Consider the following 24930-nt stretch of genomic DNA (forward strand, 5'->3'; position numbering starts at 1 on the left):
GAGCTCTGCATTGCGGGCGCCATTGCAGGTGCAGGACGATGTGTGATATGAAGCTCCCATGAAGGTTGGGGGAATTCTTCTCATCACAGTCACCGCGCTCCTCGCCTGCGGGTGCGCTTCCTCTACACCGCTCTCTCCCTCGACGCCGGAGGGCCTCGGGGAGGGCGCGCCCTCCACGGCCGGGGCCGGGATGTCGTCCGGCGCGCCGGCTCCGGCCGCCCCTGCGGCGGAGAGCCAGGCTCGCCCGCGGGGCCGCAGCTATCCGAAGGAGGAGCTGCGCCGGGTCGCCCGCGTCGCCTCCGCGCGCTGCAAGAAGGCGAACGCGTCCTCGGACTCGTCGTGTCTGCTCAACGAGGCGGCCCCGTTCCTCAAGTTCCGGCCCGAGGACCCGGATTGCCGTTACGTGTCGGGGACCGCGATCTCCGTCGCCGAGTGCTCCGACTTCAACGAGGGTTGCCAGAGTGTCGACGCCAAGGATCTCGACCACCAGATCGCCGCCCTGCAGAACGCCGGCAAGGATTGCAATCGGGAGCCGACCGACTTCGAGCGGGAAGAGGTGCTGAAGCTGGTCGGCTCGAGGTGACCTGTCGCGCCGCCCGCGCGCTCCTCTCGGCAGGTTACAGCAGGCCCACCGTGATGGGCTGGAAGACGACCTTGACTCCGGTCCTGGACCCTGCCTCGTTTCCCTTTGTGTCGCCGACGTACTCGAGCCGGGACACGAGGTAACCGGCGGGGAACCCGAAGATGTCGCGGTCGTGGTCGGTGTCGACGTACTTGTGCTCCAGGAACGGCTGGGCGAAGATCGCGGTGATCTCGCGGGGGGCCGTGTAGAGGTGGAACCACCCGGTCCCCTCGGCGTGCGTCCAGTCGCTCTTGGTCTCGATGGCGTCCATATGGACCGTGGCCCAGACCTCATTGCCGTTGACGAGGTGGAGCCCCGTTATCAGGTAGACGCTCGGCCCGTTCCCGCTGAAGTCGCTATCGCCGCCGACGCGCGGCGGGATGTAGAACGGCGTCTCCGCGGTGAATGTCACCGTCGAGGAGTACGCGACCGCGGCGCCTTCCGCATCCGCCACCGTCGTGTCGATCAGCGCCGCGCTCGACGCCGGCTGCTCTGCCGTCGCGTCGGCCGGGACGAGATCCTCCTCGGCTGCTTCGTCAACAGGCGCCATGGCGCAGCCGGCGAGCAACGAGACGGTGAGCGAAGCGATGAGTGCACGCATCATGATAGAGGCTCCTTCGAGGTAGGCCTGCGCGCTCTCCTGCCGGAATGGCGGCGTTGCGCGCGGCGATGACCGTCTCAGCAGGTGTCGTGCCACCGCGAGGACGCGTGACTTCGCGCGAGATCCGGGGAGCCGTGGCGCTCCGGCGCCGCAGATAGCGTCTCCTCGGCGCGAGTTGAGCAGGGCCTGCGCAAGCCGCGCCCGCGCGCCCTGTGGACCTTCGAGGCGGCGCGGCGCGGCGCGGCGTGCGGAGCGAGGCGCGGCCGATCAGCGCGGCGCGAAGGCGAGCAGATCGCGGCCGAGGCGCTCGCGGTGGGTGACGAACAGCCCGTGCGGCGCGCCCTCGTACACGATGAGGCGGCTGCCCGGGACGAGCGCCGCCGTCTTCTCGCCGGTGAGCGCGAGCGGCGCCGACGCGTCGCGATCGCCGTGGATGACGAGGGTCGGCACCTTGATCCGGCGCAGCTCGTCGCGGAAGTCGGCCTCGACGGAGGCGCGGTTGCAGTCGATCAAGGCCTTCATCGAGCACTGGAGCATCAGCTGTCGCACCCAGTCCATCGTCGCGGGCGAGGTGTCGGGCATGAAGAAAGGCGCCGCGTTGTCGGCCAGCCAGCCCGGGTAGTCCGCGCGGATCGCGGCGCGCACCTGCTCGACGAGGAGGCGGTCGAGGCCGTCCGGGTTGTCGGGCGCCTTGAGGAGCATCGGCGTGGTCGGCGCCAGGAACACGGCGCGGGCGATCCTGCGGTCGCCGTGGCGCGAGAGGTAGCGGGCGATCTCGCCGCCGCTCATCGAGTGCCCCACCAGCGTGACCTCGCGCAGATCGAGCTGCTCCAGCACCGCGGCGAGGTCGTCGGCGAGCGTGTCATAATCGTAGCCCCGCCCTGGATCGCTCGAGCGGCCGTGGCCGCGCCGGTCGTAGGCGACGCAGCGCAGGCCCTGGTCGGCGACGTCGAGCATCTGACAGCCCCACATCTCGCTGCTCAGCGCCCAGCCGGAGAGGAACAGCACCGGCCTGCCCGCGCCCCAGTCGCGGAGGAAGAGGAGGGCGCCGTCCTGCGCCTCGATGAAGGGGCCGGGGGCACGATGGGGCCGGGTTCGCATCCCTCGCTCGGACGGCTGCCCCGGGCTCGCTAAGGAACCGACGTCGGCCTTCACCGGTGCGGACGCCGTGTCGATGCTCTGTTCATCCATGGTGGCTTTCCTTCCTCGTTGCGCGCTGGTGCGTTGTGAGGTGGAGTTGAACCACAGCGCGGGCGGCGGTCGATTACCTCGGAGGTAATGAGGGACGGCCCGGGTCAGCAGGGAGCAGCGCCCGGACGTGTCCGGTCTCATGCCGGCGGTGGATCTCCGCGTCCGCCCTCCGGCAGCTGGAGCGATTCTTCGAGACGTGAGATCGCCTCGCGGCAGGTGGCGGCCGCTGTGTTCCAGGCCGCGAGCGGAGCCGGCCGGCGAGTGAGTTCATCGAGCTCGTCGAGGGCAGCCTGCCAGAAGGAAAGCGCTTCGGCAGGGCGCCCGGCTGCCTCGGCGCTCATGGCCTGGTAGAAAAGCGACACCGCCAGGTCGTACCGCCATTCCGGCCGCGCTGGGTCGAGGGCGACGAGGCGTCGTACCAGGGACAGGCTCTCGTCATAGGCTGTGAGGGCTCGTTCAAGGTCGCCGCGAGCCCGATGCACGTGGCCGACGTTGTCAAGGCTGACGGAGAGGTCCCGTAGCCATTCCGGCCGCGCTGGGTCGAGGGCGATAAGGCGTCGTCGCAGGGACAGGCTCTCGTCATAGGCCGTGAGGGCTCGTTCGAGGTCGTCGCGAGCCCAGTGCACGTGGCCGACGTTGTCAAGGCTGACGGAGAGGTCCCGTAGCCATTCCGGCCGCGCTGGGTCGAGGGCGACAAGGCGTCGTCGCAGAGACAGGCTCTCGTCATAGGCCGTGAGGGCTCGTTCGAGGTCGCTGCGAGCCCGATGCACGTCGCCGACTTTGTTGAGGCTGACGGAGAGGTCTCGTAGCCATTCCGGCTGTTCGGGGTCCAGGGCGAGCAGGCGTCGCGTCAGAGAAAGGCTCTCGTCGTAGGCCGTGAGGGCTCGTTCGAGGTCGCCGCGAGCCCGATGCACATCGCCGACTCTGTTAAGGCTGACGGAGAGGTCTCGTAGCCACTCCGGCCGCCCGGGGTGGAGAGCGAGCACGCGTCGCGTCAGAGAGAGGCGCTCGTCGTAGGCTGCCAGCGCTCGTTCGAGGTCGCTGCGAGCCCGATGCACGTCGCCGACTTTTTCGAGGCTGACGGAGAGATGTCGCAGCCATTCCGGCCGCGCGGGGTCGAGAGCGAGCACGCGTCGCATCAGAGAAAGGCTCTCGTCGTAGGCTGTCAGAGCCCGCTCGAGGTCGCCCCGAGCCTGATGCACCCGGCCGACCTTCACGAGGCCGGCGGAGAGATCCCGTAGCCGTTCCGGCCGTTCGGGATCGAGGGCGAGCAGGCGTCGTCGCACGGAAAGGCTCTCGTCATAGGCCGTCAGAGCGCGTTCGAGGTCGCCCCGAGTCTGATGCACGCGCCCGATGTTGTTGAGGATGATGGAGAGGTCCCGTAGCCATTTCGGCCGTTCGGGATCGAGAGCGAGCAGGCGTCGCATGAGGGACAGGCTCTCGTCATATGCCGTCAGGGCTTGTTGAATGTCACCCCGAGCCCGATGTACGTCGCCGACGTTGTCAAGGCTGATGGAGAGGTCCCGTAGCCATTCCGGCCGTTCGGGATCGAGAGCGAGCAGGCGTCGCATGAGGGACAGGCTCTCGTCGTATACCGTCAGGGCTCGCGCGAGATCGCCGCGAGCCCGATGGACGTGGCCGACGTTGTCAAGGCTGACGGAGAGCTTCCGTAACCATTCTGCCCGCTCGGGATCGAGAGCGAGCAGATGTCGTACGAGGGACAGACCCTCATCATAAGCCACCAGCGCTCGTTCGAGATTGCCGCGAGCCCGGTGCACGTCGCCGATGTTGATGAGACTGCCGGAGAGGCCTCGTAGCAGCTCGACGCGCTCAGGATGCCTCTCGGCTCGTCGCCGCTCCAGCAGCAAGCACTCTTCGGCGGCATGCAACGCCCTATCGAGCGTGCCCCGATCCATCTCATGCTGCGTCTGCCGATCGAGCCACACGATGAGCGACGAGAGCGCTGATTCGTCCTCGGGAGCTTCTGCGAGGCGCGCGCGCGCTGCCTCGATCTCGGCCTCGATCTCGGCCGTGTCCCACGCCCGCTCCGCCGCGTCCTCAACAGGCAGCTCCCGCCGCTCCTCCGGCTGCTTCACCGGCTCCGGATCGAAGCCCGGCGGGGCGCCCACCACGACCGCGAGGCTACGGATCGACCAGAAATCCGGCGCCGCGTGCGCGAAGGCCGCCTCCAGCCGCCCCGGCACGACCAGCACGAGCGGCCCCTCGAGCGCCCTCGCGATCCCGTTTCGCTGCTCGTTCAGCCGCTGGAAGAGCTGGCCCCACCCCTCGTGGTCCTGCGGCAGCGCGCGCGAGGCATCCACGACGAAGATCACGTCGGCCGCGCGCTCCTCCGGCGCCGGCGACGCGAGCCTGGCCAGCACCTGTTCGGCCAGGAGCTCGAACGGAATGGGCCTGCCCAGCTCGGCGTGCGCGCGGTACGGATCGAGCCGGACCAGCCGCACCGGCTCCTCGCGCGCGGCCGCGACCTCCACGGCGAGGACGTCGAGGGCCGCGCTCGCCACGCGCGGCGTGTCGCAGACGAGCAGGTAAAAATGGAACCGCTCGGACAGCGCGAGCCCGTGCGCGAGCCGGAGGACGCCCTCGTCGCTCCGGAGCGTCTCCGTCAGAGGATCCGCTCGCCCGGCCAACGCGCCTCAACCTCCTGACCGGGAGGACTTTTCCTGTTCCGCACGCGACCTGGCCTGCTCCGCCCGGAAGCGCGCGATCTCATCGCGTATCGCCGGCATCTCCCGCACGGCCGGGTGGAGATCGAACCACTCCGCATCGTTCAGGTATCGCAGGACCACGTTGTTCTGCACCATCAGATCCACCGTGGCGCGGTGCGTGTCATCGTCGATGATCAAGCGCTTCTCGAGGTGAACGCGCGCGAGCCACCGCAGCGCGTTCTCGGGCACCGTCCGGCGATACTGGTCCGCCGCGAGCGAGAGGAGCCGCTTGAACAGCGGCTCGTCGAGGGACGACTCGGCGATGAAGGTCTGGAGCAGCCGCACGATCTCGCGCGGGTAACCGCCCGACCAGCCGATGAGCCGCTCCACCCTGTCCTCGCCGCTCGTCGCACCGAAGAACTCCCTCAGGTGCTCGTCGGGCACACGCTGCCGGATGAGCTCGCGCGCCACATCGAACCCGGCGGCGCGGTTGCCGTCCCGATCATACAGCTTCAGCATGGGGAGGAAGTGGACCGGCTCGCTCAGGCGAAGGACGAGCGCCGGCGGGAGCGTGAAGATGGCGTGCACAGGGAGCTGGAGGTACGGAGCGCCGCCCGTGAAGACGCGCTCCGCGCTCGTCAGCACCTCCGTCCAGTTGGTGCTGATGCCGCGCAGCTTCTCCAGCGAGTCGAAGATGACCACGATCCCGTTGTATTTCAGCTTCCTGGCCCTGTCGTTCAGCGCCACGAGCACCTCGTTCACCTGCGCGATGAACGTGGTCATGTTGGCCGCGACCTTGGCTCGCACCGTCTGCCGGAGCGTGGGAATCGTCTTGAGGTCGAGCACCGCTTTCGCGCCCCCGGACACCTCCGCGGCGTCCTTCTCGCCGGCCTTTGCGTTGACGCTCGCCTCGAGCTTCGACAGCTCGACCTCCGTGGTCGTCAGCCAGTGCCACAGGCGCGCGAACCGGCCATCCGTCAATGCGCCCTTGGGATCTTTCCCCTCGGCCGCAAGGACCACCTCGTCGGTCTTGTACAGGATCGCCACGAGGATGTCGGGGATGTCGATCGGATTGTAGATGTCGAGCACCAGCTCGGCGTCGATGAGCACCGGCAAGAGCTTCGCGCCGTCCTTGTCCTTCAGGCGCGCGGCGAGGTGCTTGAGCTCCGTCGACTTCCCTGACCCAGGGAGGCCGGTGAAGAACTCGCAGACGGGCTTTTCAGAGAGCTCGATCCTGCTGGCGAGGGCGTCGCTCCAGTTCCGGCCGCGCGCCTCCGGGCTCTTCACATCGATATCGATGTACCGCGAATCCTCGGGAGGCAGCGACTCGTCCGGATTGCAGAGATTGTAATACTTCCTGCGAAGCTTCACGTTGACAACGCGGTCCGCCATGGCGCGCCGACCGTATCACACGTCGACCGGGGGCCCCTAGCGCGCGGTGGAGACGCCCGGGAGGCGACGGACGGCGGGGAGCACGTCGTACCAGACCTCGCCATCCTGCTGATAGCGGAGCAGCGCCCCGTCCGACAGCAGGCGCTCCAGGATCTCGCGGTCCTCTGGACCGGTGGGGGCCAGCGCCTTCGTCCGTTGAATCCGGGACAGCAAGGGGATCGCGCTCTCCGGAACCAGGGAGAGCTGCGCCTCGCCCACCTCCGCCAGGATCCTCCGGAACTCGGCCTCACGGAGCGGCTGCGCGGCGATGCAGTCACGGAGCAACCGCACGACATCTCGCGGACAGCCGGCAGAGGCGTGGATCATCTGCTCGATGTGCCCCGCCCGCGCTTCCGCCCCGAAGACCTCGTCGAGGATCTCGTCCGGCACGCGCCGGCGGACGATCTCCAACGCCGCGGCATACCCCTGCTCGTTTCGCCTCCCATCGCGATCGGCCCCGGCGATCATCGGCAGGAAACGCACCGGTCCATCGAGCCTGAGCGTGAGCGCGGGCGGCGTGGTGAGGACGACGTGCACGGGCAGGGTCGTCGCGGGAGCGCCGCGGACGAGCACGCGCTCGACGCTGTCCAGCACCTCACGCCGGTTCGAGCTCATCCCCCGCAGCTTCTCCAGGCCGTCGAGGACCACCACGACGCCGCTCCGGCCGCCGCGGCGCGCCCGCTCGTTCAGGAGGACCAGCTCGTCTCGGACCTCATCGACGAACCTCGACAGCTCGGGGGCGACGCGCGCGCGGAACCGGGCGCGCGCGTCCGGGCTGGCGCGCAGGCTCTCGGCAGGCCGCTCGTCGGAGGCCCATCCGCCTTCGGGCTCTGCGGCCGCAAGCCACCTCTGCAGTCGCCGGAGCCGCTCTTTCATGGGTGACTCAGTCGCCGCGGCCACGGCTTCCTCGGTCCTCTGAAGGACCGCGAGGAGCACCTCGGGCGTCTCGATCGGGTGCGAAAAATCCAGCACCTCGTGCGCGTCGATGTGGACGACGAGCAGGTTCGCGCCCTGGCCGTCGCGCAGGCGTGCCGCCAGACGGAGGAGCTCGGTGGTGACGCCGGCGCCGGGCAACCCCGTGAAGAGCTCGCACACGGGGCGATCCGAGAGCTCGATGCCCTGCGCCAGCGTCGCAGCCCAGCGAACGCCGCGAGCACCCCCGGCGAGCGCATCCACGTCGACACACCGAGGATCGGACGGCGCGAGCGCCTCCTCGGGGTCGCAGAGGTTGTAGTATTTCCTGCGCGTCGTCCGATCCATCCTGACGCCTCGCCAGCACACCGCTCCTACCACGCCTCAGGGCTATGTGGCACGGATCGGGTCAGGCACCAGATCTCCCTGCCGCCCGGAGGTTTCCGGGCGACGGCGGCGGTTGCGACGGAATGGAGACGGGCGAGAGCGGCACGCGCATGGGCCGGCAGCGCCTCGGCCAGTCCCTTGTCACTCCCTTCGGCCGCCCCGGATGTCGAAGCGACCTGGTCGAGAACACTCGCCGGGCCACCTGGATGTCCGGGTCAGCTGTTGCTCTTGCGCTTGCGCGGCCGCGGGATGCCGTAGGCGTCCAGCCGGGCCACGAAGGTGCGGCGGGGCATGCCGAGGAGCGCCGCGGCCTGCGTCTGGTTGCCCGCGCACTGCTCCAGCGCGTCGACGATCCGGCGCCGCTCGATCGCGTCGAGCTCGCTCCGCAGATCGCCCGCGCTCTGGCCCGACCGCGCGGCGCCCGCGTCCTCCTCGGCCACCTTCGCGGCCGTGGCGGACGCGGCGGGCGCCGCGACGGGCGCGAGGCTCGTGTCCAGGGTCGGCCCCAGGGGAGCCGCAGCGGGCGGCGTCCCGGCGTCGTCGAGCAGGAGGTGCTCCGGGAGCAGCGTGTCCCCGCCGGAGAGCACCACCGCGCGCTCGATCACGTTGCGCAGCTCGCGGATGTTGCCGGGCCAGCGGTGCGCCTCCAGCGCGGTGAGCGTCTCGGGGGCGAACGCCGGCGCCCGGCGCCCGAGCGCGCCCGCGGTCCGGGCGGCGAGCGCGCGCGCGAGCGGCGCGATCTCGGACACGCGCGCCCGGAGCGGCGGGATCGTCAGCGCGATGCCGTTGAGCCGGAAGAAGAGGTCCTCCCGGAAGGCGCCCCGCTTCACCTCGGCGGCGAGATCGCGGTTCGTGGCCGAGAGGAAGCGCACGTCGATGGGCCGCGGGCTCAGCCCCCCGACGCGCATCACCTTCCGGTCCTCGAGGACGCGCAGCAGCTTCACCTGGATGGACGGCGGCAGCTCGCCCACCTCGTCGAGCAGCACCGTGCCCTTCTCGGCCGTCTCGAGCAGGCCTTGCTTCGCCTGGCCGGCGCTCGTGAAGGCGCCCTTCTCGTGGCCGAAGAGCTCGCTCTCGAGCAGCGACTCGGAGAGCGCCGCGCAGTTGAGCCGCAGGAACGGCCCCTGCGCGCGCGGCGAGCGCCGGTGGATGTGCTCGGCCAGCACCTCCTTGCCGGCGCCCGTCTCGCCGAGCAGGAGCACCGTGATCGGCGCGTCGGCCACGCGCTCGGCCAGCGCGTAGAGCCGCTGCATCGCCGGGTCGAGCACGATGGGCTCGCCCTGCCCCTGGCCCGGCGCCGCGCTCGTCGCGCCCTCGCGCGGCAGGATCACGATCAGCGTCGAGCCGAGGTTCACCGCGTCCCCGACCGAGAGCTCCATGGTCTTGCCCTGCTCGAGCTGGAGCTCGAGCAGCTTGGTCGTCGGCCCGGCGCTGCGCTCGCGGCGCAGGCGGGTGCCGTTCGCGCTCCCGAGATCCTCGATCGCGATCCGCGGGCCGAGGTGGATGATCGCGTGCCGGCGCGAGACGGAGCTGTCGTCGATCGGGACGTCGTTCTCCTTCGACCGGCCGAGCGACACCCGGCCCTCGGCCGGCAGCGGGTGCCGGGTCACGCGGCCCCCCGCGAACACCGCGAGCTCCAGGGCGCCGTGCGCGCCGCTCTGCGCGTCGTTGCGCGCATCGTTCTGCGCAGGGTTCCGAGTGGACATCGCGCTAGCCACGTCTCTCTCCTTGCTCACTGAGGCTCGTTCTACCTCGCCGCGCCGCCGGCGGGACAGGCGTGGGCGCGATGCCGGTCGCCCTGGTCAGCGTGGTCACGGCGGCGGTGGGCGCCGGGGGGAGAGCCAGGTGGCGGTGGTGGGCGCCAGGGGGAGAGCCAGGTGGCGGTGGTGGGCGCTGGGCGGATCGGCGGTATCGGAGCGGCGCGTACGCATCAGGCCGCCAGGATACACCTGAACCTGCGCACCGGGGCTGGCTCGCGGGAGCCGGAGGGGGGCGAGCTGGATTGCGGGCGCTGGAGCGGGCGTGATACGTGTCGCTGCATGGGGCCCGGGGGATCCTCCTTGCTCGTCCTCGTCGTCGCGTGCGCCCTCCTCGCGTGTGCGTGTTCCGAAGCGGCGCAGCCCGCCGCGGGCCCGCGGACTGCCGGCGACGCGAGCGCGCAGCCCGCTCCCCCTCGGGCCCGCACGTACCCGGCCGCCGACTTGGAGCGGATGGCGCGCATCGCCGCCGCGCGCTGCAAGAAGGCGAACACGCCGTCCGACGCCACGTGCCTCCTGGATCACGCCTCCACCTTCCTGAGGTACCCGCCCGAGGACCCCGATTGTCGCTACGTTGCGGGGACAGCACTCTCGGTCGCCGAGTGCTCGGAGTTCGAGGAGGGCTGCCTGAGCGTGGACCCCGGGGATCTCGTCCGCCAGCTCGACGCCCTGCAGGGCGTCGGCAAGGACTGCCAGCGAGATCCGACCGACGTCGAGCGGGCCGCGGTGTTGAAGCTCGCGGGCGCCACGTGACGGGCTGAATCCTCGGGTTCGTCAGGCCTGGGGCGGGAGCTCGGTGAACTGCGGCAGGTCGCCCGTGATCGGGAACCAGCTCGCCTTGAAGGCGGCCAAGATGTGGGTGCAGGGCGGATGCCGGGATAGGTGTCGAGCGTGCCCGCGGGCACCACGGCAACTACGGGAAGGGATGGTCGAACGCTATGACGATGGTCACCAGCGGAAAGCGCTCCTCGAATTGGGCGATCACGCTCGCGCAGCTCGCGCAGGGTTGAAGCTCGGTGAAGAGATAGACCACGCCCATCTTCTGCCACGTGGCCGACCCATCGAGCCGCCGCGCGAGCTCGGACAAGGCCTTGTACTCGGCGTCGGTATTCATCGGCCGCTTCGTGCTCGGATCGATCGCAGGCTCGAAATACCCGCCTTGTGAGCGCGGCCGCGGCAACGGCGAAGGGCTCTTGTGTCGGCTCGTCGCTTCGACCCGGATCGGCTCTCGCTGGACGTGGACGAGCGAAACATACTCCAGCGCCGCGACGTTTCCCTTGCCGACCGGCTTGGCGAGGTACGCGGTGCGGACGTCGTCCGCCCTCGTGCGCAGGCGCGCGAAGGACGCGCGCTCACGACCCGAGAGGTGCCCACCGAAGCGCAAGGCGCGGCGGATGAAGGCGGATGCGAGGCCCACCGGCATCAGCGCCGGGGCGGGTCAGATTTCACGCGGCGATTGAAGCGGGGCGGAGCGCGGAGCGCGGCCGCCGCGGGCACGACGTCGTCGAGCCACCAGTCGAAGAGCGCGCGCCGGTCCTCGCTTCCGGGGAAGACGGCGTACCCTTGGAAGACTGAATCGAGGATCTCGGACAGCGCGGCGCGCGCCTGCGCGCGATCCAGGAGGTGTGCCGCGGTCTCAACGATCCCGAGCGCCTCGGCGAGCGCTTGGGGCGCGAGCGGCGCCGCCGGGAGGCCCTTGACGGCCGCAGGCGCCGACGCAGACGACAACCAGGCGTCCAGCGCCGCGCAGACGGCGTCCGCCGACGCGAGACCGGGGGGCCAGTGCGCAGCGACGGTCGGCATTACCTCGGCGAGCGCCGCGCGTCCCATGAACCCGAGGCGCCGCCACGCTCGATCATCGACGCAAGGGTCGCCGAGGGCGTCGAGCACATCGCTCGTCGCCTCGTCGAGGTCCCTCGCCGTCCTCGCGTCGGCCTCTTCGTAAAGCTCCGGGTAGCGGCCCGCGCGCGCCGCGTCGATGGCCGAGGCCAGGCGGCGATCGACGCGCGGCTCGGCCGCCCACATCGTACCAATAACGCTCATGAGGTGCGGCGCGGCGCGCTGCAACGTCGTCGCCGCGCCCTCCGAGAGTACGAACAGCGTCGTCGCGCCGTCCTCGAGCCTCGATCGGAGGCGTTCGATCGCGCGCCACAGGCCCTGGTCCTCCGATGTGGTCGCGACGAGCACCGCTTCCGGCCGGCTGCCCTGTGCGCTTGCCGCCGATCGGGCGTGGAGGGCGGGGTCGAGCCCTGCCTCCGCGGCGCGAACGGAGAGGCCGGTCAGTGCGCTGCGCACCTCCGCCGTGACCTGCTCGATCTCATCGGGAGGCGCGACGAGCGCGGCCATGCGCCTCCTCGCCGGTACGATCGCCCGTCTCGCGAACGACGCCGGCGAAGTCTCCGGCAGACCCACACTCATTTCTTCCTCCGGAGCGACGCGAGCAGCGGCTCAATCGCGGGATGAACGGCGTAACGCTTCGTCGTGCCCTGATACTCGATGACCCGCCGGCTCACGAGCAACGCGATGAGGTCGTCGTTGGTCGGCACGAAGGCGCCACGCCGGCGCAGGTTGTCCAGTGTATCGAGCTCTTGCTTCTGGAGCCCATACATCATGGTGCGGCCGTGCTCGTCGACAGCACGCGCGACGTGCTCCGGCGCGACCGCGTCGGCACCCGCGACGAAGGCCTCTTCGACCGCGCTCCGCGTGAGCTGGAGCAGGTCGCGCAGGAGGCCGCCGGACGCATCGACGAGCCGTCCTCGCATCTCGGGAACGACGACGCCCTCGTCGGTTCGCTTCGCGAGGACGCGGAGGAGGAAGTCGCGCCCCTCCAGGCTCTGGGAGACGTCTACGGCCGGGACGATGTGGACCTGGTCGAAGACATCCACGATCGGGCGGTTGGGTCCGTAGAGCAGGCGCATCGGGCTCACGACGGCGACGCCGATGCCTGCATGCCTCAGCGCGCGGACATCGTCGATGGCCGCCTTTCGAAACGCCTCCGCGTCGTCCAGGCGATCGAGGGAATCGAACAGAATGGCGACGTGACGGATGCCGTCTGGAAGCGCTTGTTTCAGCATCTTAAGCGCCTCTATCTTCTCCGCGCTGTCGAGCGGAAGCGGAGAGAGTGGCGGGGCGATGACTCCGGGGCGCTGGTGCCAGTATCCAGGCTCTTCGTCGGATTCGGGGTAGTCGTCGTACTCGTACTCTCGGGGATCGTCGGGGATGAACTCCCGATGCCCGTAGGCCCAGCGCCGAAAGCTCTCGCGCGCGGCATGCACCGCATCGTCTGAGTGGCGTCCAACGAGCTTCGCGAGCTCCAGTCCTGCCAGGACGACCAGGACGCCAGCGAGATTCTTATCGAGATCGTGCTGGGTGCTCACGTCGACGTAGACGGCGCGCGTGTCTCCAGAGCCGAGAGCCTCGGCGGCCCGGTACAGCTGGGTCGTCTTCCCGGTACCGGCGGGTCCGGTGACCAGGTGGCTCGACGATGGCGCGAGCTTCAGCCTCGACGCGAGCTGTTCGCCCATCGCTCGGCCGGGCGGCTCGGCGTAGCGGTCGTCGCCGAGCAGCGACGACGGCCTCGAGTCGGGGTCGAGGCGCTCGAAGTACGTCCGGAAGCGTTCGAGGCGCGAATCCACGCCAGAAGTCTAGCGCATTCCCACGTCCGGCGGGCGATCGCAGGCCGGTCCGGTCCGTTCCCTCTTCCGGCTGCGCGCGACACGCCCGGGAGCCCCGCCCCCGCCGCTTGCGGTGCAGAGCCGCGCGCGGCTCAGAGCTCGGACAGCACGCCCGCGATGGCCTGGGTGATGCGCGACAGGTCTGCCGGCTCGATGATGTAGGGCGGCATCGTGTAGACGAGCTTCCCGAACGGTCGTAGCCAGACGCCGCGCTCCACGAACGCCGGCTGCACGCGCGCCATGTCGACCGGCCGCTTGAGCTCGACGACGCCGATCGCGCCGAGCACGCGCACGTCGGCGACCGGCTCGAGCGCGCGGCAGGGGGCGAGCTCGCGGCGGAGCTGCGCCTCGATGGCCGAGACGCGCGCGCGCCACGGCGACTCGAGCAGCAGCCGGACGCTGGCGAGCGCGGCGCTGCACGCGAGCGGATTGCCCATGAAGGTGGGGCCGTGCATGAACACGCGCGGCTCGTGGCCGGCGATCGTCTCGGCCACGCGCTCCGTGCAGAGCGTGGCGGCCAGCGTCATCGTGCCGCCGGTGAGGGACTTGCCCAGGCACATGATGTCCGGCGCGACGCCCGCGTGCTGGCAGCCGAACAGCTCCCCGCTGCGGCCGAAGCCGGTCGCGATCTCGTCGAGGATGAGCAGCACGCCGTGGCGGTCGCAGAGCGCGCGCAGCTCGCGCAGGTAGCGCGGGTGGTAGAAGCGCATCCCGCCGGCGCCCTGCACGATCGGCTCGAGGATGACGGCCGCGACCTCGCGCGCGTGCTCCTCGAGCAGCGCGGCCATGCTGTCCAGCGCCTCCGGCGACCAGGGCGCGTCGAACGCCGGGCCCGGCGCGGCCGCGAACAGGTGCGGAGCCAGCGCGCCGCGGAAGAGGTGGTGCATGCCGTTGACCGGATCGGTGACCGCCATCGCGCCGAACGTGTCGCCGTGGTAGCCGCCGAGCACGCTGAGCAGGCGCCGCTTCTCCGGCTGCCCCCGCGCCAGGAAGAACTGCAAGGCGAGCTTGATGGCCACCTCGACGGACACGGAGCCCGAGTCGGCGAGGAAGACGCGCGTCAGCGGCTCGGGCGTGAGCGCCACGAGCGTCTCGCACAGCTCGACCGCGGGCGCGTGCGTGAGGCCCCCGAACATGACGTGGCTCATGCGCCCGACCTGCGCGCTGACGGCCGCCGTCAGCGCTGGATGCCCGTAGCCGTGGATGGCGGCCCACCAGGACGACATGCCGTCGACGAGCTCGCGGCCGTCGGCCAGCGTGAGGCGGACGCCCTCGGCGCGGTCGACGGCGAACAGCGGCGCGCTCGAGATGGGCGCGGCGTAGGGGTGCATGACGCAGCGGCGGTCGCGCGCGACGAGATCGTCTCGACTAGCCACGGAGCTCTCCTGGTGCGTGACGGCCCGGCGGCGTCTGGTCCGCTTTGCGCTGCTCGCCGCTCGCGCTCCAGCGCGCGACGACGAGAGCTCCTCGGAGCTCGACCGATCGCCAGGACATGGCGACGCGTCTAGCCCAGAACGCCCAGCGTCACCACCCAAAGCGGCAGCCGTCGCGCCGTGGCATGCGCAGCGGTCCAGGGAGCCACGCTCGGCGCCCTCAGGCGCGCTGCTTCGCGGCCCCCTCGCCGGCCTGCGGCCCGTCGGGAGGCGGCAGCGCCGCGGTCAGGGCCTCGATCCGGGGCAGCTCGCGCCGGAGGCGCGCCTGCTGGAAGTCGGGCTCGAAGGGCCCGTCGAACCACAGCACGAGCACGTAGATACCGCCGAACGACGCCGCCAGGTACGAGTCCTCGCCCGGCGCGGCAGGGTGCGCTGCGCGGAGTCGCCCGCCCCGGCGCAGGGCAAGGCAGCGGGGCTCGGTGAGCTCCCGCTCGAGGAAGCGCGCGGCGAGCGGGAGCACCGACGCCTCGACGGGCCAGGTGCAAAAGAGGCTGCCCGATGCGTCGGCAACGGCCGCAGCGCGGCCGCCGGCCCGCGCGACGAGATCGCGCAGGGCGTCGCGCAGGGCCTTCCACTCCGGGACTTCGTCGCTGAGGGGCATTGCTCGTGGGCAGCGCGGCGCTGTGTACTCTCCGCTCACGTCGCTGTCCAGCGATGGTGATCCAGCGGTCAGGCGGAACCGCACCTCGGCGCTGAGAGATCGCGTCGGCGGCTGATGGCGCCGCGACGTCAACCAGGAGTTGACGCGGTTGACGGCACCGGGTGTGACCGGACAGCTGTCTTCGCAGGAGCTCCGCCGGTGCCTCATGACCACCCGCTCACGCCAGCGCCGGCGCGACACAAGTCCCAAGCGGGCCTATCGCGGCCACCTCCGCGGAAGTAGCCCTGACAGCAGGGCTGCCGGGACCGAGCGGCGCCGACCGGCACAGCCGTTGCACAAGCGGTGCTCAAGCATGATCTTGAGCTACAACGCATGTCGGATCCTCGCATTGCCGCTCGCGCTCCTGGCGCTTGGCCCGTCCGTGTGCGGCGGCGACGCCAAGACCTCTCGAGCCGCGAGCAGCGAACGCAGCGCGGATAGCTCGATGCTGGCCGGGTGGCGGCTGCCGGCCGGCGCCGGCCCGAGCTGGCAGCCGCCGCCCGGCCAGCACCACCACGGAGGCGAGCAGCGCCACCTGCGCCTCGACCGGGGGGCCGACCGGCGGCGACCCACCGACGGATCCACGGCCGACTGCTCCCCTTACCAGGCCCGGTGGGCTCGCGCCGCTGAACGGCGGCACGACGGGCGGCGAAGGTGGACAGGCGGTTATGGTCTCGCGCGCAGGTGCGCTCACCGCAGCCATGCTGTCCGCTGAGCCGGAGCGCTAGCGCAGCCGAAGCGCTTGCTTCAGCGCTGGCAAGGAGCGTCGGCTCACCGAGACGGTCTGACCATCGGAGAGGTGGAGCAGCGCGCCGCCCGCATCCGGCGTCAGCGCCCGCACCGCGTTCGCACGAACGAGCTCGGCCCGGTGCACGCGGACGAAGCCAAAGGGCGCGAGGCGCTCCTCCAGCGTGCTCAGGCTCTCTCGCAAGAGATGCTCCTCCCCGTCGAGGAGGAAAGCCGTGTACTTGTCGTCGGCGCGAAAGCGCGTGACGCGGAGCGGATCGAAGAAGCGGACCTTGCCGCCGTCGTGAACCGTCAGGAGCGCGGCTGTGCTCACCGCGGCGGCCGCCTCGGCGGCGCGCTCTCCAGCCGCCGGAGCCGCCGGAGCCGCGGTCATCGGAGACGGCTCCGGCGGGCGCGCCGAGGTGGCCATGGCCGATCGCGCGCGCAGGCGCTGCCTGACCTTCTCCAGGGCCCGCTCGAGGCGCTCCTGCACCACGGGCTTGAGCAGGTAGTCCACCGCGTCGGCCTCGAAGGCGAGCGCCGCGTACTGCGCGTGCGCCGTGGTAAAGACCACGAGCGGCGCGCCGACCGCCTCCGCCACGCCGAACCCGTCCAGTCCCGGCATGTCCACGTCGAGCAGGAGCAGGTCGGGGTGGAGCTCGCGCGCGCGCTCGAGCGCGTGCGCGCCCGTCGCCGCCTCCCCGACCACCTCGATGTCCTCGACGCGGGCGAGCATGCGCACGAGCCGCGCCCGCGCGAGCGCTTCGTCGTCGACCACGAGCACGCGCACGGTCATCGGTTCCACCGCGCCGGCAAGCGCAGCCGGGCCATGAACCCTCCATCGGGACCGACCCCCGCGGACAGACGGCCTTCCTCTCCATAGAGGAGCCGCAGCCGTTCCCGCAGATCCAGCAGGCTGGTGCCGGTTCCCCGATGGCTCGAGCCCTCCGGTCCGGGGCCATCGTCGAGCACGAACAGCAGCAGATCGTCGCCCGCGAGCTCGGCGCGGAGGGTCACCGAGCCACCCTCCACGCGGCGGCTGGCGCCGTGCTTGACGGCGTTCTCCACGAGCGGCTGGAGCAGCATCGGCGGCACCTCGATGGAGCGGAGCGCCGGGTCCACGAGGACCGCGTACCGGAGCCGCTCCCGGAAGCGGATCCGCTCGACCTCCAGATACTCGGTCACGTTCGAGAGCTCGTCGCCGAGCGGGACGACGTGCCGCTCCGAGCCCTCGAGCGAGTAGCGAAAGAGCCTGGCGAGCCGCCCCAGGGTCTCCTCGGCGAGCTCGGGATCGGTGGCGATGAGGCTCATGACGCTGTTCAGGCTGTTGTAAAGGAAATGAGGGTTCGTCCGCACCTGGAGCAGCCGCACGCGGGCGTCGAGCGCGGCGAGCTGCTCGCGGTGCGCCAGGAGCCTCTCCGTCCGGATGCGGGCCATGAACTGCACGTACATGTAGACCACGCCGAGCCACAGAGCGCTGAGGACGACGCCCTTCACGATGAGGCCGAGCGGGTCCTCCACCATGTCCGGTGAGACCACGCCCAACACCGGAATCAACAGCAGCGTGCCCGCGGTGACGACGACGGCAGTGGTCAGCCCGTAGACGCCGAACCGGACGGGACGGGCGAGCTTCTGGAGAGGTAATCGAGCCAGGCCGGCGTTGTAGGCGGCCGCGTGCGCGAGCAACATCGCGTTGGTGTACAGCGCGATCGCAGCCACGCCGCGCAGCGCGCTCGCCCAGCGCCCGCGGGGCTGATCCCATCGGAGCACGTCGATCGCGTCCTCGTCGAGCAGCAGGCTGATGAAAGGGGGCGCGACCGCGCCGAACCACATCGCCGCGCGCGGGATGAGGACGGGTCGCGACGGCCTGGTCTCACTGCGGGCGGCGGCCACGATGCCGACAGGATAGCAGGTGGCCGCCGCGCCGAGCGCCGAACGCGACGAACGGTCGTCGACGCGCGACGAGCGGTAGCGCCGCGCGACGAGCGGTAGCGCCGCGCGACGAGTGGTAGCGCCGCCCGACGAGCGGTAGCGCCGCGCGACGAGCGGCAGGCCGCGCGACGAGCGGCGGCGCAGGGCGCGAGGCGCGGCGCGCCGGCCGCGATCCGCGCCATCCGCTCGCGCGCTGGTGCCGCCGGTCGCGCGCTCGCGTGCCCTCGTCGGCGGGCGCGAGCCGCGGCCGCTCGCGGAAGGCAGGGTGAGCTCGCGGCGCGCTGATGGCGCGCGAGCAAGGGAGAGAGCGATGGTCGCGACGAGACAGAAGGGGCGCCGATGGACGCGCCTCGCAGGAGCTACAGCGGTCTCTCTCGCGCTCCTCGGAGCCAGCGCGCAGTGGGTTGGCGCCAGCGCGGGCTGGCTCCGTGCTCCGGACGGCGCCGCGGCGGGCCCGCTCGGGCCGCTGTCGGCCTTCGCGCTGCCGGCCGGAGAGGGAATGCGCTTCGAAGGGCACGTCGTGCAGCGGCTCGACGCCGGCTCGTACACGTACCTGGAGGTCGAGAGGGCGGAAGGGGAGCGTCGCTGGGTGGTCACCCTGTCGTCGTCGCGAGGCGCGCGCTCCCGGGCCGGCGAGGTGCGGGTCATCGCCATGGGCTTCGCCGAGCGCTTCGCCTCGAAGCGGCTCGGGCGCTCGTTCGACGGCCTGTATTTCGCTGTCGTACAGCCCTTGTGACGTCACGACGAGATGATCGATGAAGAGAGGAGAGCTCACATGATGAATGGTTGGTCGCTGCAGCGCTTCGCGGTCGGTCTGGGGATGGTCGTCGCCATGGCGGGGGGCGGCTGCGCTGACGACCGCGACGGCGCGTCCTCGGCGAGCGAGGGGGCCGCGGGCGGGCCGAACGGCGGCGCAGGCGCGCCGTTCGACGGGTGCTCCAAGGGGGAGCTCGAGCCGGACCGAGAGGGTGACCTCGAGCTCGCCGGGCCCGGCGTCGACGCCGGCACCGGCGCGCTGAAGCCGGGGAGCTACGTCATCTCGGCGACCTACCTCGCCCTGAAGCCCGAGATGGCGCAGACGGCGTCAGATCTCGCCGAGCCTGTCGTCGAGGCGCTGTTCACGATGGAGGGCTTCGTGGCGCTGGCGGCCGGGCGCTCTTCCTCGTGCGCGGCGCTCCGTACGCTCACCGTATGGGAGAGCGAACAGGACATGTTCGCGTTCGTCGGCAGCCCGGCGCATGTCAGAGCCATGGGCCAGAGCTCCTCCCTCAGCCGCGGGACGAGCAACGTGATCTCATGGGAAGGGAGCGAGCGGGAGGCGACCTGGGAGGAGGCGGCGAAGCGCCTCGGGAGCGAGGCCGGCGGCGATATCTGAGCGAGGCGCCGCTCAGGCCCTCGGGCAGGTCGCCCTCGCGCCCCGCCCTGGAGGGTGACGCCCGCCGGCGTTGTGCCATGTCGGCGCAATCAGCGCTGCGACCGCGCAAGGCGCTCGCCGGCTGAAGGCGCCGCGCGCCCGCGAGCACCGCGATCCGTGCGCGTGCGGCCGCGATCCGTCCGCGTTCCGCCGCGTGGCACGTCGGCTGCTCCGTGTGCCGGCATGGCCACCAACGCTCCGGCGCTCCTCGCCCCCGCAGCGCGCGAAAGCAGCCTCGCTCCCGCCGGCGAGGACGCCGCGCGCCAGCTCCGCGGCGAGATCGCTTCCTTCATCGGCCTGTCCGCGGCGCTCCTCCTCATGTCGCGCGTCGTCCAGCGGGCCGTGGTCCCCGGCCTGACACCTGCGCTGCACATGGCGTACTCGTGGGGTCTCCTGCTCGTCCTCCTCGTCCCGGTGGCGCTGTATGTGCGCCGCCAGTCGCTGCCGCTCTCGCGGATGGGCGTGACGACGACCGACCTGCGCCGCAGCGCGCTGGAGTCGCTGGTCGTCGCGCTCCTGCTCGTGGCCGCCTGCTTCGCGCTGCGGATCGGCGCGTGGACGCGCGGCGAGCCCCTGGTCACCTGGGGATCGATCGCGGACTACAATACGACCTGGCGTGCGCTCTTCTTCGCCCTCTATGCGCCCCACTGCCTGCTCCAGGAGTTCGTGGCGCGCGGCGTGATCCAGACCTCTCTGGAGCGCTTCCTGCCCCGGTCGGGCCGGGCGGTCCACCTCGCGCTCACCGCGGCGTTCTTCGGCGTCTATCACCTCCACGTCTCGCTCGCTTTCGCCTTCCTCACCTTCGCCATCGGCCTTCTCTTCGGCGCGCTCTACGCGCGGCACCGCACCCTCGCCGGAGTGACCCTCGCGCACGCGGCCCTCGGCCTCGCGAGCGTCGCTGTCGGCCTGAACTGAACCAGGAGCACCCCTCGATGCGCATCGCGATCATCTCGACCTACACGCACCCGAGCCGACTGCACCGCAAGGAGCGCTCGATCATGCAATCCTCGGTGCCCGAGCTCCTCGCCGCCCTGTGCCCGCCGGACGCCGAGATCGAGCTCTACAACGAGAAAGAGGCGGACATCCCGCTCGATCGCGACTGGGACCTGGTGTTCTTCTCGTACCTGCACGCTTATTACGAGCACACCAAGGTGCTCTCCACGCTGTTCCGGCGGCGGGGCATGACCACCGTGGCCGGCGGCCGGCACGCGAGCCATTTCCGCGCCGACGCGCTCCAGCACTTCGACGCGGTGGTGGCGGGCGACCCGGAGTCGAACGTGCCGGCCCTGATCGCCGACTTCAAGCGCCGCGAGCTCCAGCCCGTCTACGCCTTCCCGCCGGTGCCCCCGGACCAGATTCCCACCTACCGCTACGATCTCATCGATTACCGGAACAACCTCGTCCGCCTGCCGGGCATCGAGGCGTCGCGGGGCTGCCCGTTCTCCTGCAACTTCTGCGTGCTGACAGGGCACGAGCAGTACCGCTATCGCCCCGTCGACCACGTGATCCGGGACATCCGCGACAGGATGGTCTTCAACGAGCGCATCCCGGGGCTGACCGGCGACGCGTTCGGCTTCCTCGACAACAACCTGGGGGGCTCGCCCCGCTACCTGCGGGAGCTCTGCGAGGCGCTGATGCCCCTCAAGAAGATCTGGGGCTGCGCGCTCACGTTCAACGTGCTGCGCGACCCGGAGCTGGTCCGCCTCATGGGGCTGGCCGGGTGCCGCTACGTCTATACGGGGCTGGAGTCGCTGAACCCCGAGTCGATCAGCTCGATGAACAAGGGCCAGAACAAGCTGAGCGAGGTGCGCGAGGTCATCCAGCGGGCCTTCGCGAGCGGGATCGTGCTCTCCTTCGGGCTGCTGGTGGGCGCGGACGGGGACACCAACGAGTACCTCGAGCGGGTGCCCGAGTACCTCCACGACCTCGGGGATCACTGCCCTACGTTCCTGGGGATCGTCTGCCCGTACCCGGAGACGCCGTTCTTCGCGCAGGTGGCGGCCGAGGGCCGGCTCCTGCCCGGCGTGACCAGCCGGGACCTCGACGGGTACACCCTCTGTCACCGGCCGGCGCGGCTGCACCCCTCGGAGGCGATCGAGCACTTCCAGCGCCTGAGCCGCACGCTCGGGAGCCTGCCGAGCGTGGGCCGCCACCTGTGGGGCCGGCTGAGGACGAGCGATCTGCCCCGCTACAAGAAGTGCGTCGTGATGTCGGCGCCCGAGGTGCTGAGCCTGCGCGCCCCGCTCGCCAACCGCGCGCGCAGCTACATCGCCGGGCGCGACCCCATCGAGGCCTGGGACGCCGCGAGGATGCGGGAGCTCGGCCTCGAGCCGCAGCGCATCGACGCCTCGTCCTGCCGGGCGGATCCGCGCGGCCTCGCGCGCATCCGGTCCGGGCGGGCGGCCCGCGCGGCCGCCGTCGCGTGAGGGGAGGGGGAGCGCCGCCATGAAGGACCGCGCGAGCCGCGCCGCGATCGCCTACTTCGCCCTGGTCCACGCCGCCGCCGTCTCCGGGCTGCTGCTGCCGATCCGGGCGAGCCTCGTCGCCGTGGCGTGCGCGCTGTACGCGGCGCTCCACCTCTCGACCGTCGTCGGCCTGCACCGGCTGCTCTCGCACCGCGCGTTCCGCTGCCCGAGGTGGGTCGAGTACGGGCTCGTGTCGGTGGCGATGATCAGCGGCCAGGGCAGCCCGATCGCGTGGGTGGCGACGCACCGGCGGCACCACGCCCACACCGACCGCGAGGGCGACGTCCACTCGCCGCGCCGCGGCCTCTGGTACGCGCACATCGGGTGGATCGTCGACGAGGGCTCGACCGACCCGCGCGATCCGGAGCGGTACTGCCGCGATCTCGCGGGCGATCCGTACTACCGGTGGCTGATGCGCTGGCGGTTCGCGCCGCAGGTTGCGGCGGTGCTGCTCGCTGGGCTCGCCCTCGGCTGGGGCGCGGTGCCGTTCGTCTTCTTCCTGCCGCTCGTGTGCTGGATGCACACGACCTATCTGGTGAACTCGGCCTGCCACGCGCCCCGCTTCGGCAGCCGCGCGTTCGACACCCGCGACGGGAGCCGCAACGTGGGCTGGGTGGCGGCGCTGACCTTCGGCGAGGGCTGGCACAACAACCACCACGCCTTCCCGCGCGCCGCCCGCTACGGGATGGCGCCGGGGCAGCACGACCTGGCGTTCCTGTTCATCCGCGCGCTCGCGGCGCTGGGGCTCGCGTGGGACATCCAGCCGGGGCCCGAGGGGCGGGGGGGCGCGCGGGCGCGGGCGGCGGGTACGTCTCGCTGACCCGCCGCGCCGGCGGCGCGAGGCCGCGGCCGTCTCCGGCCCTCTCCGGCCGTCTCCGTACGATTCCTCGATCGGGCTGTAACGTTCGGCCCCCCTCCGAGACTGTGCTCGTAGCGGGATGAGCCGCCGCGGCGCCGGGCACACGCCCGGGCGCAGGGGCGCGCGCGTTCATCGCACGCCGAAACACAGAGGACGTCGCGCTCGAGGAGAGCCTGGCGACGATGAGGAGACATCCATGAACGGTCTGCTTCGCAAGGTCCTGCGGTCTGGCGCCATGATCTCGGCCGCGGCGCTCATGTCGTCCGCGCTGCCCGCCTGCGGCGGCGGGGACGCCGACGGGGGGACGGGGGGCGGCGGCTCCCAGGGATCGGGCAAGAACACGTATGTCCTGGTCCACGGCGCCTTCGTGGGCGCCTGGGCATGGGACAAGGTGGTGCCGCTCCTGGAGGCCGGCGGCGACGAGGTGATCGCCCTCGATCTCCCCGCGCACGGCGAGGACCAGACGCCCCTCGCCAGCGCCAGCCTGCAGGCCTATACAGACGCCGTGGTGGAGGCCATCGACAGCGCCGCGCGCCCCGTGGTCCTCGTCGGCCACAGCATGGGCGGCATCGTGGTGAGCCAGGCCGCCGAGCAGCGGCCCGACAAGGTGAAGACGCTCGTCTACCTGACCGCGTTCCTGATGAAGGACGGCCAGTCGCTGAACCAGGAGTGGGCCGACGACGAGGGGGCGGAGATCAAGGCCTATGCGGCCCCGTCGAGCGACGGCACCTCGCTGTCCTTCAAGGAGGGGTGGGCCGAGAACGCCTTCTGCCAGGACTGCTCTCCGGAGGACATCCAGCGGCTCGAGAGCCACCTGCGCGAGGAGCCCGCGAAGCCGTTCGACGAGCCCATCCATGTCACCGAGGAGCGGTGGGGGAGGGTCCCGCGGGTCTACATCGAGGCGCTCAAGGATCTCGCCATCAGCCCTGCCGAGCAGCGATCGCAGTACACGGCGCTGCCCTGCGAGAAGGTCCTCTCGCTCGACGCGGGCCACGCCCCCTTCCTGACGAAGCCGCAGGAGCTCGCGGACGCGCTGAAGTCGCTGTGACCCGGGCGGCGGCCGTCGTCCTCCACGGACGAGGCGCCCCGGATCGGCCTCGATTGATGTGGCGCCGGGCCGCGTGATACCGTGACGCACGTGTCTCACGACTTCTCGGCCGGCGCCGGCGCCGGCGCCGACGGCACGGCGGCCGCGCTGGCGCCGACGGCGCCGCGCGCGCCGGCCGACACAGGCCCGGTGCTCGCCGCGGGCGCGCCGGACGACGCGGCCACCTCCGCCGCGTCCGCGGACGACGCAGCGCTCGTCCGCCGGCTGCTCGCGGGCGACGAACAGGCCTTCGAGCGGCTCGTGACCCAGCTCCACACGCCCATGCTCCGGCTGGCCCGGACCATCGCCGGTCCTGCCGGCGCGCAGGAGGTCGTCCAGGAGACCTGGGCGGCGGTCTTCGACGGGCTCGCGCGCTTCGAGGGGCGCTCCTCGCTGAAGACGTGGGTGTTCAGGATCCTGACGAACCGCGCCAGGACGTGGGGCACGCGCGAGAAGCGCACGGTCCCTGTCTCCTGGCTGGAGGACGCGGATCAGGGCGGCGAGCCGGCGGTCGATCCGGCCCGGTTCGACGGCACGGGCGACTGGATGAATCCGCCCGTTCCGTGGACGGAGCAGAGCCCGGAAGGCCTCCTGCTGCGCAAGGAGGTCGGCGTCGTGCTGCAGCGTGAGCTCGAGGCCCTGGCGCCTGGACAGCGCGCGGTGATCGTCTTGCGCGACGTGGAGGGGTGTCCCTCCGACGAGGTCTGCGAGATCCTGGGTATCAGCGAGGCGAACCAGAGGGTGCTCTTGCACCGTGGCAGATCGAAGCTCCGGGCCGCGCTGGAGCGATACCTGACGAGGGGGTGAGCGCGCATGGTCGTCACGTGCTGTCAGCTGACGGAGATGATCACCGACAGGAGAGAGGGGGCGCTGTCCGCCGAGCAAGAGGAGGGCTGTGCGCGGCACCTGTCGTGGTGTGAGCGGTGTCGCACCTACCTGCGGCAGATGGACCTGACGATCGACGCGCTGAGGGGGATCCCGGGCGAGCCGCTGCACGACGAGGTCCGCGCGGCGCTGTTCGCGCAGTTCCAGCGGCGGAAGACCACCGCGGAGTGAGCTGAGCTTCCTGTGCGGTGGTGGCGCTCGGGCCCGAGGGCGACGTAGGGGGGCGTACCGCCGCGCTGCCGCGGCGA

Annotated in this window: 23 protein-coding genes; 10 read left to right on the plus strand and 13 right to left on the minus strand. The window is 71.3% G+C overall.

Features of this window, described 5'->3' with window-relative positions; all coding sequences use genetic code 11:
* Window positions 1-58: 58 nt before the first annotated feature.
* Window positions 59-583: a hypothetical protein gene (locus WME85_RS05120; RefSeq protein ID WP_437835642.1), complete on the plus strand. Its 525-nt coding sequence runs from the start codon at window positions 59-61 to the stop codon at window positions 581-583.
* Between the two features lie 34 nt (window positions 584-617).
* Here WME85_RS05120 and WME85_RS05125 read toward each other — a convergent pair whose 3' ends face one another.
* From WME85_RS05125 to WME85_RS05150, 6 genes are all read right to left on the minus strand, one after another.
* Entirely contained in the window at window positions 618-1226 is a 609-nt protein-coding gene (locus WME85_RS05125; protein ID WP_437835644.1) for a hypothetical protein, read from the minus strand.
* Between the two features lie 264 nt (window positions 1227-1490).
* The gene (locus tag WME85_RS05130; RefSeq protein ID WP_437835646.1) at window positions 1491-2324 is read right to left on the minus strand and encodes an alpha/beta fold hydrolase; all 834 of its coding nucleotides are present in this window, start codon (window positions 2322-2324) and stop codon (window positions 1491-1493) included.
* A gap of 227 nt (window positions 2325-2551) precedes the next feature.
* Window positions 2552-5062, minus strand: coding sequence for a tetratricopeptide repeat protein (locus WME85_RS05135; protein WP_437835648.1), 2511 nt, complete (start codon window positions 5060-5062; stop codon window positions 2552-2554).
* Between the two features lie 6 nt (window positions 5063-5068).
* Complete coding sequence (locus WME85_RS05140) at window positions 5069-6472, minus strand: hypothetical protein (RefSeq protein ID WP_437835650.1); 1404 nt, start codon at window positions 6470-6472, stop codon at window positions 5069-5071.
* Window positions 6473-6508: 36 nt separating this feature from the next.
* Window positions 6509-7771: a hypothetical protein gene (locus WME85_RS05145; RefSeq protein ID WP_437835652.1), complete on the minus strand. Its 1263-nt coding sequence runs from the start codon at window positions 7769-7771 to the stop codon at window positions 6509-6511.
* Window positions 7772-8025: 254 nt separating this feature from the next.
* Window positions 8026-9516, minus strand: a complete 1491-nt coding sequence (locus WME85_RS05150) for a sigma 54-interacting transcriptional regulator (RefSeq protein ID WP_437835654.1) — start codon at window positions 9514-9516, stop codon at window positions 8026-8028.
* Between the two features lie 504 nt (window positions 9517-10020).
* Here WME85_RS05150 and WME85_RS05155 point away from each other — a divergent pair.
* Window positions 10021-10320, plus strand: a complete 300-nt coding sequence (locus tag WME85_RS05155) for a hypothetical protein (RefSeq protein ID WP_437835656.1) — start codon at window positions 10021-10023, stop codon at window positions 10318-10320.
* A 160-nt stretch (window positions 10321-10480) separates the two neighbouring features.
* Here the strand turns inward: WME85_RS05155 and WME85_RS05160 are convergent, their stop codons facing one another.
* The 7 genes from WME85_RS05160 to WME85_RS05190 all read right to left on the minus strand — a co-directional run bounded on the left by WME85_RS05160 (window position 10481) and on the right by WME85_RS05190 (window position 17933).
* Window positions 10481-10984, minus strand: coding sequence for a deaminase domain-containing protein (locus WME85_RS05160; protein WP_437835659.1), 504 nt, complete (start codon window positions 10982-10984; stop codon window positions 10481-10483).
* Between the two features lie 5 nt (window positions 10985-10989).
* Window positions 10990-11913: a hypothetical protein gene (locus WME85_RS05165; protein ID WP_437835662.1), complete on the minus strand. Its 924-nt coding sequence runs from the start codon at window positions 11911-11913 to the stop codon at window positions 10990-10992.
* A gap of 68 nt (window positions 11914-11981) precedes the next feature.
* The gene (locus tag WME85_RS05170) at window positions 11982-13202 is read right to left on the minus strand and encodes a hypothetical protein (RefSeq protein WP_437835664.1); all 1221 of its coding nucleotides are present in this window, start codon (window positions 13200-13202) and stop codon (window positions 11982-11984) included.
* 131 nt (window positions 13203-13333) lie between these two features.
* Window positions 13334-14617 carry an adenosylmethionine--8-amino-7-oxononanoate transaminase gene (bioA, locus tag WME85_RS05175; protein ID WP_437835666.1) on the minus strand — a complete coding sequence of 428 codons (1284 nt, stop codon included), beginning with the start codon at window positions 14615-14617 and terminating at the stop codon, window positions 13334-13336.
* 217 nt (window positions 14618-14834) lie between these two features.
* The gene (locus tag WME85_RS05180) at window positions 14835-15275 is read right to left on the minus strand and encodes a hypothetical protein (RefSeq protein WP_437835668.1); all 441 of its coding nucleotides are present in this window, start codon (window positions 15273-15275) and stop codon (window positions 14835-14837) included.
* Between the two features lie 763 nt (window positions 15276-16038).
* Window positions 16039-16836 (minus strand): LytR/AlgR family response regulator transcription factor, encoded by a 798-nt coding sequence (locus WME85_RS05185; protein WP_437835669.1) that lies wholly within the window; start codon window positions 16834-16836, stop codon window positions 16039-16041.
* Window positions 16833-17933, minus strand: coding sequence for a sensor histidine kinase (locus tag WME85_RS05190; protein ID WP_437835671.1), 1101 nt, complete (start codon window positions 17931-17933; stop codon window positions 16833-16835). Before WME85_RS05190 ends, WME85_RS05185 begins: the two co-directional genes overlap by 4 nt.
* Window positions 17934-18282: 349 nt before the next feature.
* Here WME85_RS05190 and WME85_RS05195 point away from each other — a divergent pair, with 349 nt between their 5' ends.
* The 8 genes from WME85_RS05195 to WME85_RS05230 all read left to right on the plus strand — a co-directional run bounded on the left by WME85_RS05195 (window position 18283) and on the right by WME85_RS05230 (window position 24853).
* Window positions 18283-18708 carry a hypothetical protein gene (locus WME85_RS05195; RefSeq protein ID WP_437835673.1) on the plus strand — a complete coding sequence of 142 codons (426 nt, stop codon included), beginning with the start codon at window positions 18283-18285 and terminating at the stop codon, window positions 18706-18708.
* Window positions 18709-18747: 39 nt separating this feature from the next.
* Complete coding sequence (locus WME85_RS05200) at window positions 18748-19347, plus strand: antibiotic biosynthesis monooxygenase (RefSeq protein WP_437835675.1); 600 nt, start codon at window positions 18748-18750, stop codon at window positions 19345-19347.
* A 222-nt stretch (window positions 19348-19569) separates the two neighbouring features.
* The gene (locus tag WME85_RS05205; RefSeq protein WP_437835677.1) at window positions 19570-20301 is read left to right on the plus strand and encodes a CPBP family intramembrane glutamic endopeptidase; all 732 of its coding nucleotides are present in this window, start codon (window positions 19570-19572) and stop codon (window positions 20299-20301) included.
* Between the two features lie 17 nt (window positions 20302-20318).
* Window positions 20319-21812 (plus strand): B12-binding domain-containing radical SAM protein, encoded by a 1494-nt coding sequence (locus WME85_RS05210; RefSeq protein ID WP_437835679.1) that lies wholly within the window; start codon window positions 20319-20321, stop codon window positions 21810-21812.
* Between the two features lie 19 nt (window positions 21813-21831).
* Complete coding sequence (locus WME85_RS05215) at window positions 21832-22671, plus strand: acyl-CoA desaturase (RefSeq protein WP_437835682.1); 840 nt, start codon at window positions 21832-21834, stop codon at window positions 22669-22671.
* Between the two features lie 235 nt (window positions 22672-22906).
* The gene (locus WME85_RS05220; protein WP_437835685.1) at window positions 22907-23758 is read left to right on the plus strand and encodes an alpha/beta fold hydrolase; all 852 of its coding nucleotides are present in this window, start codon (window positions 22907-22909) and stop codon (window positions 23756-23758) included.
* An 81-nt stretch (window positions 23759-23839) separates the two neighbouring features.
* A complete protein-coding gene (locus WME85_RS05225) occupies window positions 23840-24604 on the plus strand; it encodes an RNA polymerase sigma factor (protein ID WP_437835687.1) in 765 nt (254 codons plus the stop codon).
* A 6-nt stretch (window positions 24605-24610) separates the two neighbouring features.
* Complete coding sequence (locus WME85_RS05230) at window positions 24611-24853, plus strand: anti-sigma factor family protein (protein WP_437835689.1); 243 nt, start codon at window positions 24611-24613, stop codon at window positions 24851-24853.
* Window positions 24854-24930: the final 77 nt, after the last annotated feature.

Origin of the sequence: Sorangium sp. So ce1153, from assembly GCF_051521595.1 — a bacterium.
Lineage (GTDB): Bacteria > Myxococcota_A > Polyangia > Polyangiales > Polyangiaceae > Sorangium.